The 14,023-nt window shown below is 73.8% G+C and carries 12 protein-coding genes; 11 read left to right on the top strand and 1 reads right to left on the bottom strand.

Going from position 1 to position 14,023, the window contains the following annotated elements:
• Positions 1-33 precede the first annotated feature (33 nt).
• Together BS75_RS26250 and BS75_RS26245 are read left to right on the top strand one after the other, a co-directional pair.
• On the top strand, positions 34-366 hold the full coding sequence (locus tag BS75_RS26250) for a hypothetical protein (protein ID WP_034090011.1): 333 nt from the start codon (positions 34-36) through the stop codon (positions 364-366).
• 28 nt (positions 367-394) lie between these two features.
• Complete coding sequence (locus BS75_RS26245) at positions 395-784, top strand: MmcQ/YjbR family DNA-binding protein (RefSeq protein ID WP_034090010.1); 390 nt, start codon at positions 395-397, stop codon at positions 782-784.
• Positions 785-799: 15 nt separating this feature from the next.
• On the opposite strand, the gene BS75_RS51580 is transcribed toward BS75_RS26245, so the two are convergent.
• On the bottom strand, positions 800-2,254 hold the full coding sequence (locus BS75_RS51580) for a LamG domain-containing protein (protein WP_042439881.1): 1,455 nt from the start codon (positions 2,252-2,254) through the stop codon (positions 800-802).
• A 614-nt stretch (positions 2,255-2,868) separates the two neighbouring features.
• Here BS75_RS51580 and BS75_RS26235 point away from each other — a divergent pair.
• From BS75_RS26235 to BS75_RS26195, 9 genes are read left to right on the top strand one after another with little or no spacing between them, the layout of a single operon-like run.
• Entirely contained in the window at positions 2,869-3,645 is a 777-nt protein-coding gene (locus BS75_RS26235; RefSeq protein ID WP_042439882.1) for a glycosyltransferase family 2 protein, read from the top strand.
• Between the two features lie 50 nt (positions 3,646-3,695).
• A complete protein-coding gene (locus BS75_RS26230) occupies positions 3,696-4,232 on the top strand; it encodes a hypothetical protein (protein ID WP_156164292.1) in 537 nt (178 codons plus the stop codon).
• Between the two features lie 31 nt (positions 4,233-4,263).
• Positions 4,264-5,394: a glycosyltransferase family 4 protein gene (locus BS75_RS44810; protein ID WP_052069705.1), complete on the top strand. Its 1,131-nt coding sequence runs from the start codon at positions 4,264-4,266 to the stop codon at positions 5,392-5,394.
• Positions 5,391-7,781: a DUF2206 domain-containing protein gene (locus BS75_RS26220; protein ID WP_034090007.1), complete on the top strand. Its 2,391-nt coding sequence runs from the start codon at positions 5,391-5,393 to the stop codon at positions 7,779-7,781. The genes BS75_RS44810 and BS75_RS26220 overlap by 4 nt, the downstream gene beginning before the upstream one ends.
• The gene (locus tag BS75_RS26215; protein ID WP_042439883.1) at positions 7,778-8,977 is read left to right on the top strand and encodes a glycosyltransferase family 4 protein; all 1,200 of its coding nucleotides are present in this window, start codon (positions 7,778-7,780) and stop codon (positions 8,975-8,977) included. Before BS75_RS26220 ends, BS75_RS26215 begins: the two co-directional genes overlap by 4 nt.
• A complete protein-coding gene (locus BS75_RS26210) occupies positions 8,974-10,377 on the top strand; it encodes a lipopolysaccharide biosynthesis protein (RefSeq protein ID WP_034090006.1) in 1,404 nt (467 codons plus the stop codon). Before BS75_RS26215 ends, BS75_RS26210 begins: the two co-directional genes overlap by 4 nt.
• Positions 10,374-11,567, top strand: coding sequence for a glycosyltransferase family 4 protein (locus tag BS75_RS49485; protein ID WP_052069704.1), 1,194 nt, complete (start codon positions 10,374-10,376; stop codon positions 11,565-11,567). The genes BS75_RS26210 and BS75_RS49485 overlap by 4 nt, the downstream gene beginning before the upstream one ends.
• The gene (locus BS75_RS26200; RefSeq protein ID WP_034090005.1) at positions 11,564-12,838 is read left to right on the top strand and encodes a polysaccharide pyruvyl transferase family protein; all 1,275 of its coding nucleotides are present in this window, start codon (positions 11,564-11,566) and stop codon (positions 12,836-12,838) included. Before BS75_RS49485 ends, BS75_RS26200 begins: the two co-directional genes overlap by 4 nt.
• The gene (locus BS75_RS26195; protein WP_042439884.1) at positions 12,835-14,007 is read left to right on the top strand and encodes a glycosyltransferase family 4 protein; all 1,173 of its coding nucleotides are present in this window, start codon (positions 12,835-12,837) and stop codon (positions 14,005-14,007) included. Before BS75_RS26200 ends, BS75_RS26195 begins: the two co-directional genes overlap by 4 nt.
• Positions 14,008-14,023: the final 16 nt, after the last annotated feature.

Here is a 14,023-nt window from a genome sequence, read left to right as displayed (position 1 = left end):
CCCCACCACGACCGACCTGGGGGAGAACGACCGATGCCGACGAGCAACGCAGTACCGAGAACGACCGACGAACGGCTCTGCTGGCTCGCCATGCGGGACTACGTCGACGAGAAGAGCCGGAAGGTCGGGCTCTTCCGCCTCTTCACCTACCTCGGCAGCGGACGCCGGGGCGGCACGCGCCACGGCAGCGACCTGCGCCGCGAGCAGACCTCCGGCATCAGGATCGACTACGCCCTGGCCGTGGACCAGGCCGCCGACCGGCTCAGTCACGACGAGCGGCTGCACCTGCGGACCACCGGCCAGGTGCCGGACTGGTTCGTGGAGGACGTCGAGCGCCGGCTCCCGGCGATCCGCAAGCGCAAGTGAGCCGCCGCCGACGCGGCAGGATCTCCCCATGACACCTGACGCGCTGAAGGCCGCCTGCCTGGAGCTGAACGGAGCGGTGGAGACCTTCCCGTTCAACGCGGAGACCTCGGTCTTCAAGGTGGGCGGCAAGATCTTCGCCCTCTCGGCGCTGGACGCCGAGCCGCTGCGGGTCAGCCTGAAGTGCGAGCCCGAGCTCGCGCTGCGGCTGCGGGCCGCGTATCCGGCGATCACCGGCGGCTGGCACCTCAACAAGCGGCACTGGAACACCGTGCTGCTCGACGCCTCGGTGCCCGACCGGCTGGTCCGCGAGATGATCGAGGACTCCTACGACCTGGTCGCCGCCGGGCTCCCGCGCGCCGAGCGGCTGACCCTGGACCGGCCGGGCGCGCCGCGCGACCGCCCAGAGCCGCAGCTCTGACCGTCCGTCCGTCCCTCAGCCGACCAGCCAGGAGGCGACGGGATGGGCGGAGAGCCCGGAGCCGCCGTTCTTCACATTGGTGACCTCGGCCTGGTCCAGCGGCTGGTTCCAGATCTGGATGTGGCCGATGACGCCGTCCCAGGAGTCGTCCCACAGGCCGTGGTGGCGGTCCCGGCCGAGTTGCAGCGGGCCCGTCCCGGTCCAGATCCCGGGGACGGTGACGGTGGCGCCCGGAACGGCGTTCACATAGAGCTGGATGGTGTGCTTCGACGCGCTGTAGACCCCCGTGAGCAGGGCCCAGTCGCCGACCGTGGAGGCGCTGTTGACCCGCGCCTCGTAGACGGTGCTGTCCGCGCCGTTGCCCCCGGTCTGGACGCTGAACGTCCAGCCGGAGCGGCCGTTGACGATGTCGCGGCCCAGCATGAAGGAGTAGGACACGCCGTCGCCCTGGCTGATGGCGGCCCGGGTCAGGGTGTGCGCCTGGTTGTAGACCCAGGCCGAGACGCTGAAGCCCTTGGTCGTGTCGACCACCGGATCGGCCGACTGCGCATAGGAGTTGGAGGCGTTATCGAAGGAGGCCACAAAGCCGTTCTGGACCGAGCTGACGGTGGCGCCCGGGCCCAGCGCGAGGTCGGACTGCCCGGACTGGTCGGCGAGGACCCCGGGCTGCCCGGGGACGGTGGGCGAGGTCGAGGACGCGCTCGGAGCGGTGGTCGGCCCCGAGGCCGAGGCCGAGGGCCCGGTGGCGGTGGCGCTGGCGGTGGGTCCGGCGTGCGGCGTCGGCTTCCCGCCCCGGCTCTGCAGGGCCACGACGCCGCCGGCCACGACCACGCAGACGGCGAGCGCGATGCCGCCGATCCGCAGTCGGCGGGTGCGCCGGGCCCGGGCGTCGTGCTGGTCGGCCAGCGAGGACCAGTCCGGCTCGTTGGAGGGGGGAACGGGAAGCCCGGGCAGCGGAGGTGACGGCGGGAAGCCCTGCTGCGGCGGATTGGCCCGCGGCGGCGGGAAGCCCTGCTGCGGGCCGGCCTGCTGCGGGGCGAAGCCCTGCTGCGCGGCGAAGCCCTGCTGCGGGGCGGCCTGCTGCGGATTGACCTGCTGCGGCGGGTAGGGCTGCTGCGGCCTGGGCGGCGCGGGGCGGAACGGCTCCGGCTGCACCGGCCGCGCCGGCTGCTGCGGCGGGTAGCCGTAGCCGGGGACCCGGCCGGGCTCATCGGCCGACGTCGGCGCGGGCGCGGGCGCCGGCGCGGGCTGCGGGTAGCCGTAGCCGACGACGGGGCTGAGCAGTTGGGTGGGCTCGTCGCGCGGCGGCGGTGACGCGGGCGGGTAGCCGTAACCGAGGAGTCGGGTGGAGTCGTCCGCCGCCGGGGCCGATATCCGGGGGTCGGGCAGCGCGGAAGGCGCCTGCCGACCCGCTCGGGGGTCCCGCTCCGAGGGGACGGACTCGTCCCGGTCTTCCCTGCCGTCGGTCATGGACAGCAATGCTAGAACATCAGTGTTGCCGGTGGACCCCTGCGTCACCGTCAATCCCGGCGCTGCTCCGGGCCGGTGACGGCCGGTTCCGGCGCGGAATTCCCAGCCGATTCCCAGCGGATTTCCAGCCGGCCCCGACGGCGCGCGGGTTTCGGCGCCAACGACCGCTCCCAGGGCGTCGGCTGAACCATTCCCCCGGACTCCCGGCGGCCGACGACGGCAGGGGTGGCAGAGTCTCCGTCCGCCGGGGACGTTGCATGCCGGGGACGTGATCTGCGTCACGATGCCGTCCCAACTCGGGCCCGGCACCGTGGCTTTTGCCGCCGGAGGCCAACCGGTCGGTAACCATATGGTCACCCCACCGCTCTTCGCTCCCGCGAATCCACTATTGTCCCGTTGCAATCAAGAATCGCACGAAGCAAATGGTCGGCGAACGTGCGCACTGGCAACCGGGGGATTCTGGGCGTCGACGCCGGGTGCCCCGACCACGGGACGCGCCCCTCCCGGGCGCAGCCACCCGTCCGTCACGGCAGGCCGGGAACCGGCGCCCCTCCGGGTGCCGCTCCGAGGGCATGGTCTGCCGCTCGTCTGCAGCGACCAGGGGACTCACCAGCATGGACAGCCTGTCTATCGTCATACCGGCCCTCAACGAGGCGTCCAACCTGCCCTCGGTGCTCGCCTCGGTGCCGGTGGACGAACTGGCGGCCGGAGGCTGGGGCACCGAGGTGGTGGTGGTCGACAACGGCTCGACCGACGGCACCGCCGAGGTCGCCCGCTCGCTCGGGGCACGCGTCGTGCTCCAGCCCAAGCGCGGCTACGGCAACGCCTACCTGGCCGGCTTCGAGGCCGCCACCGGCACCGTGATCGCCACCGGCGACGCCGACTGCACCTACCCCTTCGACGCCCTGCCGGAGCTGCTGCGCACGCTGGTGGAGCGGGACGTGGAGTTCATGACGACGGATCGGCTGCAGCGCGCCAACCGCCCGGCCATGAAGCCGACCCACTCCATCGCCAACCACGCGCTGAGCGCGCTCAGCCGCCGGCTCTTCCACAACGGGCTGCGCGACTCCCAGTCCGGCATGTGGATATTCCGACGCTATGTCTGGCACGGGATCGACGTCCGCTCGGAGGGCATGGCCTTCTCGCAGGAGATCAAGAACGCCGCCACGGTCGCCGGTTACCGCTTCCTGGAGGTGCCGATCGAGTACCGCAAGCGCGCCGGCGAGGTGAAGCTGAACGCACTGCCCGACGGCATGGCCAACCTGCGGCAGCTCTTCGAGCACCGCTTCCGCCGGACCAGGTCCGGGGAGCCGGTCCTGGACCCGGCGGACAGCACGAGCGCGGGCGTCCCGGCCCAGCGGCGGCACACCGAGGAATACGAAGTCGCATGAGCCCCGGACCGACAGAACCGGCAGCGGAGACGGAACCGGAGCCGGAAGCAGTGCCGGAGCCGGAGGGAGTGCCGGAGCAGGAAGCAGTGCCGGACGAGGCGTCGGCACCGGCGGAGGAGGGCCGTCCCCGATCCCGCCGCCGCCGACGCGGCCGGAGGCCGAGCACGCCGAAGCGGGCGGCGTCGGCGCTGCTGGGCGGCCTCGTCGCGGTCGCGCTGGCGGTCGGCCTCTGGTCGGTCGGTCCGGTGCGGACGGTCCTGCTCCAGTCGTTCACCGAGCAGCAGAGCCCCTACACCGAGCTGTACTTCACCGCCGCACCGGCCTTCGACGGGGCCACCGTGGTCGTGCCGATCACCATCGACACCCACGGCACGGACGTCGGCTCGTTCACGCTGAAGGTGCAGCTGGAGACGGACAGCGGCGCCGTCGTCTCGACGGCCACGGTGGCCCTGGTCCCGCGCGACGGCACCCCGGTGAGCGTGGTCGCCCGCCCGGTGCTGCCCACCACCCTGACGGTGGCGGTCAGCGAGGTGGATGTCATCCTGGTCGGCCATCCGCAGCGACTGCACTACGCCTTCGGGAACTAGCCAGCCGGACACCGACCGCAAGGGCAACACCATGGACAGCACCCGAGACACCGCACCCGGTCCGGCACGGCCCCGCACCATCGTGCAGATCACCCCCTACTACCCGCCGCACCTGGGCGGCCTGGAACGCGTGGTGCAACGGCTCTCCCAGGAGCAGGCCAAGCGGCACGAGGTGCGGGTGGTCACCACCGGCATCGGCGCCGAGGGCGCGCTCCACCGCTACCAGCAGGGGAGCCTGACCGTGCACCGGCACCGCGCCGTCGAATGGGCGCACACCGCGGTCTCCCCCGGGCTGCCGCTGTCGCTGCTGCGTGCCCCGCGCTCCTCGGTCCTGCACCTGCACAGCGCGCACGCGCTGATCCCGGAACTGGTCGCGCTGACCGCCCGGCTCCGGGGGCAGCGCTTCCTGCTCCACTTCCACCTGGACGTGGACGGCTCCGGACCGCTGGGGGTGCTGCTGCCGGCCTACAAGAAGCACGTCTTCGGCCGGGTCGCCCGGGCCGCCGCCGGGGTCGTGGTGCTGACCGGGGCTCAGGCCGACTTCGTCCGGGAGGCCTACCGGGTGCCCGCCGACCGGATCTTCGTGGTGCCCAACGGGGTCGGCGAGGAGTTCTTCCGGCCGCCGCGCGAGCCGGAGGACCGGCCGCTGGAGCTGCTGTTCGTCGGCCGGCTGAATCCGCAGAAGGGCGTCGACCGGCTGCTGGACGCGCTGAGCCGGACCGCTCGGCCGGTGCGGCTGCGCATCGTCGGCGACGGCGAGCTGCGCGGGCCGCTGGAGGCGCGGGCCCGCGAGCTCGGGCTGGAGGACGTCAGCTTCTCCGGCGCCCTGCACGGCCGGGACCTGCTCGACGCCTACGCCCGGGCCGACGTCTTCGTGCTGCCCTCCGAGAAGGAGGGCATGCCGCTGGTGGCACTGGAGGCCATGGCGGCTTCCCTGCCGGTGGTGGCCACCGACGTCCCCGGCAACGCCGAACTGCTGCGCGGGGTCGGACTGCTGGTGGCCCCCGACGCGGCGGAGCTGGCGGCCGCGATCGACCGGGTCGCGGCCGATCCGGAGCTGCGCCGGCAGCTCGCCGGGCGCAGCGCGGCCGCCGCCCGCGGCCACTCCTGGGCCGCGGTGGCCGAGCAGGTCGAACAGGTCTACACGAAGGTCTTCGGATGAGCCGCGCCGCGAGCACGACCGGCGCGGCTGCGACCGGAGCGGCTGCGACCGGCGCGCGTCCGGCCGGTACGGGTCCCGCCGGTACGAGTCCGGCGGGGTCGCGCCTGCCCGGCTGGGCCCGGGGGCGCTCCGGGGTCATGGCCGCGACCGCGCTCGGCTGCGCCGTCGAGATGGTGCCGGGCCTGCCCGGGCTGCCGCTCACCCTGGCCGGGCTCTGGCTGCTGCTGCTCGCCCCGACCCTGGTCTGGCGCGGGACCGCCGCCCGGGCGGTCTCCACCCGGGACGGCAGCCTGCTGCTGGCCGTGGGCCTGACACTGATCACCGACATGGTGGTCGCCCTCGGCGTGAACACCCTGCTGCCGCTGGTGGGTGACGCCCGGCCACTGACCCGGACCGTGCTCGCCGCCGCCGCCGCGCTCACCGTGATCGTCCTCGGGATGTTCCTCCCCGAGGAGGCCCGAGCGGCCCGAGCGGCCCGGACGACCGGGGCGCGGCCGGGGCTGCCCCGGGGCGCCCTGCCGGTCGGGGCGCTGGGCGCGGTCGCCCTGCTGCTGTCGGTGGCCGGGCCGATCCGGCTCAACAACGGCCTGGGCGGCGGCGTCAGCACCGTCGCCCTGGTCGCCGTCGCCGCCCTGCTGCTGCTGGTGCTGGTGCGACGCGGGCGCTACCCGGCCGCCGTGCTCGGCTGCGGCCTGTACGCCGCCTCGCTCTCGCTGCTGCTGCTGGTCTCACTGCGCGGCTGGTACATCACCGGCCACGACATCCAGCGCGAGTACGAGTACTTCCAGCTGACCCTGGGCGGATCGCGGTGGAACGTCGCCGCCTACCCCAACCCCTACAACGCCTGCCTCAGCATCACCCTGCTGCCGGTCTCGCTGGTCCGCCTCACCGCGATCCCCGGCGTCTACGTCTTCAAGATCGTCCTGCCGCTGCTGTTCGCGCTGACCCCGCTGCTGGTCCACCGCACCGTCCGGAACGTGGCCCCGCAACTGGTCTCGCTGCTCTCGGCCGTCTTCTTCCTGGTGTTCCCGACCTTCTACACGGACATGACCTACCTCGGCCGGCAGGAGATCGCCTTCGTGCTGCTCGGCTGCGCGATGGTGGTGGTGACCGACACCGGGCGCCCGCTGCGCGCCCGCCGGACGGCCTTCACGGTGCTGCTGGCCGGCATCGTGCTCTCGCACTACTCGACCACCTACGTGGTGGTCGGTGTCCTCGGCATCGGCTTCGCCACCGACCTGCTCTGGCGGCTGGTCACCCGCGGCAAGCGCCGGCGGCTGCGCCGACGCGACCCGCTGACCAGCTCACACGCCTTCGTCAGCTGGTGGATGGTGCTCGTCCCGGCGGTGCTGGCGGTGGTCTGGGCCGCCCCGATCACCCACACCAGCGGGCAGTTGCAGACCACTCTCGGCAACGTCTACCAGGGCATCGCCCACCTCGGCCACGGCCAGGCGACCGGCACCCCGCAGCAGCAGCTGGCCGACTACCGCGCCCAGACCCTGATCCAGACGGCCGGCAAGCGCGCCGGCGGCAGCTACCTCCCGCTGTCCACCGTCAACGCCTACCCGGTCACCGCCGTGCCGACCCCGAACCTGCCGCTCACCGCCGCCGGGCGGGCGCTGCAGGCGACCGGCGTCTCCACGGTCACGGTCAACGGGCTGCTGCGGGAGGCCGCCGCGCTCGGGTTCGAGGCACTGCTGCTGCTCGGGCTGGTGGTGACGCTGCGGGGCCGCCGCAAGTGCTTCCGGCCCGCACGGGACCAGGTCACCCTGACCGTGGGGTCGGTCGGGATGGTCGCGCTGCTCACCGTGCTGCCCCAGCTCGCGGTCGACTACAGCGTCCAGCGCGCCTTCCAGCAGGGGCTGTTCTGCTTCGCCCCGTTCATCGCCGCCGGGGCGCTGCGGTTGGCCCGCTGGTTCGGCCGGCGGTCCGTCCCGGTGGTCTGCGTGCTGGTGATCGGGCTGTTCCTGGACCTGACCGGCGTGGTGCCGAAGGTCCTCGGCGGCTACCCGGCCCAGCTGCAGCTCAGCAACTCCGGCCAGTACTACGACGTCTACTACCCCACCACGCAGGAGCGGATGGCCTCCTACTGGCTGAGCCGGCAGATCGACGCCACCCCGCAGGGGAGGCCCGAGCCGGTGGTGCAGACCGACTCCTTCACCTTCAGCCGCGAGCAGACCCTGTTCACCGGGCCGGTGATGGGCGACATCTTCCCCACCGTGCTCGACCGGAACGCCTACGTGCTGCTCGGCACGACCACCGTGGTGCAGGACACGGTGACCATCTACTACCAGGGCGACCTGGTGACCTACCGCTACCCTATGGGTCTCCTCCAGAGCACCAAGGACGAGATCTACAGCAATGAAGGGGCTGAGATCTACCGATGACCGCGCCCCGCACCCAGCCGCTCCGGGTCCTCCTGGTGAGCCACTACTACCCGCCGCACCTCGGCGGGATCGAGAACGTGGTCCGGAACGAGGCGGTCCAGCTGGCCGCCCTGGGCGTCGACGTCACCGTGCTCACCAGCGGGGAGCGGAGCGGCGCCGTCGACGAGGCGGGCGTGCGGGTGGTCCGGGTCCGGGCCTGGAACGGGGTGGAGCGACGGGCCGGGGTGCCCTTCCCGGTGCTGTCGCCGCGGCTGCTGCCGACCGCGCTCCGGCTGGTCCGCCGGGCCGACGTGGTGCACGTGCACGACTGCCTCTACCCGACCTCCTGGGCGGCCGGACTGGCGGCCGCGCTGACCCGCACCCCGCACCTGGTCACCCAGCACGTCGCCCTGGTGGAGCACCCCTCGGCGCTGGTGCGCGGGGTGCAGCGGGCCGTGTACGCGACGGCCGGGCGCTCGCTGCTGCGCCGGGCCCGGGCGGTGCTCACCCTCAACGCCGGCGTCGCCGCCTTCGTCGGCCGGTACGGCGCGCGTCCGGCGCGCAGCCACCACCTGGCCAACGGAGTGGACCCGGTGCTGTTCCGGCCGGCCGCCTCGGCCGGGGAACGCCGGGACGCCCGCCGGAGCTTCGGCCTCCCGGACGACGTCCCGCTGGTGCTGTTCGCCGGCCGGCTGGTGCCGAAGAAGGGCTACGACCTGCTGCTCGCCGCGCACGCGGCCGAGCCGGAGCCCGGCTACGAGCTGGTCTTCGCCGGGGACGGCGACAGCCGGGCGCTGGCCGGCCGCACCGGGGTGCACCATCTCGGCACCCTGTCGGCCGAGCGGCTGGCCGAGCTCTACCGGGCCTGCGAGATATTCGCCCTGCCCTCGGCGGCGGAGGGATTCCCGCTGACCGTGCAGGAGGCCATGGCCTCCGGGCTGGCGGTGCTGACCAGCGACGATCCCGGCTATGCGCCCTACCGGCTGGACCCCGGGCTGGTGGCGCTGGTCCCGCGTCAGGTCCCGGCGCTGCGGACCGCGCTGGCCTCGCTGGCCGGGGACCCGGAGCTGCGCGGCCGGATGGGCGACTACGCGCGCCACTACGCCGAGACCGGCTTCTCCTGGCCGCAGCACGCGGAGGCGCTGCTGCGGCACTACGCCGAAGCGCTGCCCGACCGCTCGCCGCACCACCCGTCCCCTCGCCCGCCGCGCCCATGAACGCACGCGGCAAACACGCCCGGCAGCCGGACCAGGTCTACCGGAGCTCCTTCTTCCTGCTCGCCTCGACCGTGGTCACCGCCGCCCTCGGCTTCCTCTTCTGGGTGGTCGTCGCCCGCTACTACTCCCCCGCCGAGGTCGGCCTGGCCACCTCGCTGGTGTCGGCGACCTCGCTGATCGCCTATCTCAGCCTGTTCGGGCTGAACAGCACGCTGATCCGGTTCCCGGCGGCCGGCGTCTCCCGCAACGGGCAGATCACCCAGTCGCTGGTCGTGGTCGGGATCACCTCGGTGCTGGTGGGCGCCGGCTATCTGCTCGGGCTGCCGCTCTACGGCCAGAAGCTGCTGTTCGTCCGCGACTCCCCGATGCTGGCCGCGGCCTTCGTGGTGTTCTGCGCCTGCTCCGGGTTGAACCTGCTGACCGACTCGGTCTTCATCGGCGCCCGGGTGCCGCAGTACAACGTGATCGTCGACGGACTGATCCAGGGCCTGGCCAAGCTGGCGCTGCCCGCGCTGCTGGTCGGCTACGGCACCGCCGGGATCGTCGGGTCGACCGGCGGCGGCTACGTGGTGGCGGTCGCCGCCTCGCTGCTGCTGATGCGCTCCAAGCTCGGCTGGCGCTTCGACCTGCTCTCCCGGGGCACCCGGCTGCGCGAGCAGCTGCGGTTCTCGATGGCCAGCTACGTCTCCAGCCTGCTCAACCTCGCCCCGCTGATGGTCGTCCCGCTGGTCGTGCTCCAGCAGTTGGGCGCCGCCGCGGCCGGGTACTACTTCGTCGCCTTCCAGATAGCCGGGCTGCTCAACTCGGTGTCCTACTCCGTCGGCGAGGCGGTCTTCGCCGAGGTCTCCTACGACCCCTCGCGCTTCGGGGTGCTGCTGCGGCGCTCGGTCGGCATCATCCTCGCCGTCCAGGTCCCGGCCGCCGCCGTGGTCGGCCTCGGCAGCGGACTGCTGCTGCGGGTCTTCGGCGGCGCCTACGCCACCCATGTGCACGGCCTGCTGCAGGTGTTCGCCGTCGGCGCGCTCCCGGTCGCGCTGAACAGCTGGTCCAGCTTCGCCCTCAAGCTGGTCAAGCAGATGCGGGCGATGATCGTCAGCAACATCGTCTACGCGGTGGTGGTCATCGGCCTGGCCCTGCTCTGGGCCCCGCGCGGACTGGTCTGGCTGGGCTGGGCCTGGGCCGCGGGCAACCTGGCGTCCGGGCTGGTGGCGCTGGCCGCGCTGGTCGGCCGCCGCGCGCGGCGCGACGCGGCGCTGCCGGACGGCGCGGACGCCGCGTCGGACCCGGCGCAGCCCGAGCCGGAGCGGTCGGCCGTTCGGCCGACGCTGACCTGGGACTCGTCCGACCCGGAGCAGCCCTGGGCGCAGCGGCTGTCCCGAGCCCTGGAGGCACATCCGTGAGAATCCTGCAGATCGTCAACATCGGCTTCGAGGCCGGCGGCGCGGAGAAGAGCGTCCGGCTGATCGCCGAGGGGCTGCGGGCGCGCGGGCACGAGGTCCGGGTGGTCGCCACCGACCTGCTGGCCGGCGACCCGTCCTCGGCCGACCGCTCCGGTGCGGCGCCGGAGCTGTTCGCGGACGTGCTGGTGCCGGCCGTCGCCGGCGGTCCCGCCCGGCGGCTGCTCGGCTACTTCTGGCACCGGCCGGCCCACCGGATCCTGCGCCGGGAGCTCGCCGGGTTCCGTCCGGACTGCGTGCACCTGCACACCATCGGCGAGTTCAGCCCGGCGGTGCTGGCCGCGACCCGGGGCCGCCCCCGGCTGCTGACCGTGCACGGCCCCGAGGACTGGACGCTGTCGCTGCTCCGCTGGAACCTCGCCAGCGCCGGTACCGGCGCTGGGCGGCTGTCGGCCGGCGACCGGGCCCGCTACCTCTACCTGCGGTTCCTCCAGCGTCCCGGCTACCTGCCGCGGATCCGGCGGCTGGACCGGGTGCTGGCCCCCAGCGCCTACTTCGCCGAGGCGGTCCGCCGGGACGTGGGGCGGGTCCCGGTGTTCGTGCTGCCGAACGGGATCGAGCGGACCGCCGCCCCGGAGCCGCCGACCGGGACCGAACAGCTGCTCTTCGTCGGGCGGCTGGAACCGGTGAAGGGCGTCCAGGTGCTGCTGGACGCGTTCCGGCTGCTGCTGCCGGAACGCCCCGGCGCGCGGCTGGACATCGTCGGGGACGGGACCGACCGGGCCCGGTTGGAGGCCGCCGCGGCCGACCTCACCGCCGGGGGGAGCGTACGCTTCCACGGCCGGCTGTCGCCGGAGGGCGTGGCCGGGCGGCTGCGGGCCTCGGCCGTGGTGGTGCTGCCCTCGCTGTGGCCGGAGAACTTCCCCACCGTCGCGCTGGAGGCGCTGCAGCTGGGGCGGCCCATGGTGGCCTCCCGGGTCGGCGGACTGCCGGAGCTGGTCGGTCCGGACAACGGCGCACTGGTGACGGCGGGCAGCGCGGCCGAACTCGCGGCGGCACTGGGCCGGCTGCTGGCCGACCCGGGGGCGCTGGAACGGATGGGCGCCGCCTCGGCGCTGCGGGCGGAGCGGTACGGCGTCGCGGAGTTCCTCGACGCCCTGGAACACCACTACCTGGAGGTCGTCGCCCTGTGAAGATCGTGATCGTCGACGCGTACCTGCGGGAGAACCGCGGCGACGCGGCCCTGCTGAGCGTCGCCGTCGAGCAGCTCCAACTGGCCTTTCCGGGGGCGGAGCTGCACATCGCCGGTTTCGAACAGCCGCAGCAGCGGCCCGAGTTCGACGGCGTGCCGAACCTGGGCTCGATCCGCCGGTACGTGGGCGACGAGACGGTCGGCCGACTGGTCCGGATCAGCCGCAAGCTGCTGGCGCTCGGGCTCGCCCTGCTGGCCGCCGTCCCCGGCAGCGCACCGCTGCTCAGGGCGGTCTCCTGGCTGCTGCCGGGGGAGATGCGCGCGGAGCTGCGGGCCCTGGCCGAGGCCGACCTGGTCTTCTCCCTGGGCGGCGGGCGGCTCAACGGCAAGGCCGACTTCGCCTCCGACCTGAGCATCGGCTTCCTGCTGCTGCCGCTGTGGCTGGCCCACCGGTTCGCGGTCCCCACGGTGCTGGGCCCGCAGTCCTACGGGCCCTTCCCCACCGGGGTGCAGCGGCTGATGGTCCGCCGGGTGCTGGCGACCTGCCGACGGGTGGTGGTCCGCGAGGAGATCAGCCTGCAGCGGCTCGACGAGGCCGGGGTGCCCCCGGCCAATCTGGTCCGCGGCGTCGACAGCGCCTTCGCCTTCCACGGCGCCTCGGACCGGCCCTGGCGGCAGCAGCTCGGCATCCCCGAGGACGCCGTCCTGGTGCTGATGACGGCACGTCAGTACCTGGGCAGCGAGGCCCAGTCCGGCTACGAGGCGGCCATGGCGGCCACCGTCCGGCACCTGCTCGAACGGGAGGACTGCCAGGTCGTGCTCGTGCCCCAGGTCACCTGCAGCTTCCAGGCCGACGACGACCGGATCGTCAACTCCCGGATCGCCGACCGCGTCGGCAGCCCCCGGCTGCACGTGCTCGACGACGACCGGGTCGACCACCACGACGTCTTCGCGCTCTACGGCACCGCCGACTTCATCCTCGGCACCCGGTTCCACTCGGTGATCTTCGGCCTGCTGGCCGGGGTCCCCTGCGCGGCCGTCGAGTACGACCACAAGACCCGGGGGATCATGGAGGACCTCGACCTGGGCCACTGGGTGGTGCCGATGACCGAGGCCCGTGCCGACTCGCTCATCGCCCTCGTCGACAAGCTATTGGTCGACGGCGACGCCTACCGTGAGCACCTGCGCCGAGTGATCCCCGGCTACTCGGCCCGCGCCGCCGGGTTCGTCGCCGAGCTGCAGGCCGACCTGTCGGCGCCGACCGTCCGATGAGCCGGCGCACCGTGGCGATCGTCTCGCCCTACTACCCGCCCAAGGTCGGCGGGGTGGAGCACTACGCCGCCCGGGTCGCCGCCGCCGTCGCCGCCGACGACGCGCTGCGCCCGGTGGTGATCACCACCCGGCCCTCCGGGCTGCGGACGGCGGTCGCCGAGGAGGACGGCGTCACGGTCGTCCGGCTGGGCGCCTGGCTGCGGCTGTCGAACACGCCGCTCAGTCCGCTGTGGCCGCTGCAACTGCGGTACTGGCTGCGGCGGACCGGCGCCGAGGTGGTCAACGCCCACGCCCCGGTGCCGGGGCTGGGCGACCTCGCGGTCGCCGTGGCCGGACGGCGGCCGACCGTGCTGACCTACCACGCCGGGTCGATGCTCAAGGGCGAGCCCGGCAGCGGCGCGGCCGACCGGCTGATCTCGGTCTACGAACGACGGGTGCTGCCCCGGGTCTTCGCCCGCGCCCGGGCCCTGGTCGCGGTCTCACCCGTGTCGCTGGCGGCCGGCCACGACCACGCGGTCCGGATCACCCCCGGCGTCGACACCGAGCGCTTCACCCCCGGGGAGCCCGCCTCCCGGCGGCCCCGCACCCTCCTCTACGTCGGACGGATGGACCGCAGCTCCGCCTGGAAGGGCGTCGACGTGCTGCTCCGGGCCTTCGCCCTGGTCACCGGCGCGGACTCCCCGGACGCCGCGGACTCCCCCGACGCCCCCGGGCTCTCCGGGGTCCGGTTGCGACTGGTCGGCGGCGGGGACGCGCTCGCGGACCACCTGCGGCTGGCCGAGCGCCTGGGCGTCGCCGACCGGGTCGACGCGGTCGGCGAGCTCACCGGCGCGGACCTGGTGCAGGCCGTGCGGACGGCGGCCGTGCTGGTGCTGCCCTCGCGCACCGAGTCGGAGTCCTTCGGGATGAGCCTGGTCGAGGCCATGGCCTGCGCCACCCCGGTGGTGGGCTCCGCCGTGGGCGGCATCCCGCACGTCGTGGTGGACGAGGAGTGCGGGCTGCTGGTACCGCCGGCCGACCCCGAGGCGCTGGCGGCGGCCTGCCGCCGACTGCTGGCGGACGGCGCCCTGGCCGACCGCCTCGGCACGGCGGGACGGCTGCGGGCCGAACAGCACTACGCCTGGCCCGACCTGATGCGGCGCTACCTGGAGCTGCTGCGGTCCGTCTAGCCGCCGTTGGCCCGGC

Source organism: Streptacidiphilus albus JL83, from assembly GCF_000744705.1.
GTDB lineage: Bacteria > Actinomycetota > Actinomycetes > Streptomycetales > Streptomycetaceae > Streptacidiphilus > Streptacidiphilus albus.
This window is presented reverse-complemented; position numbering and strand designations above follow the sequence as displayed.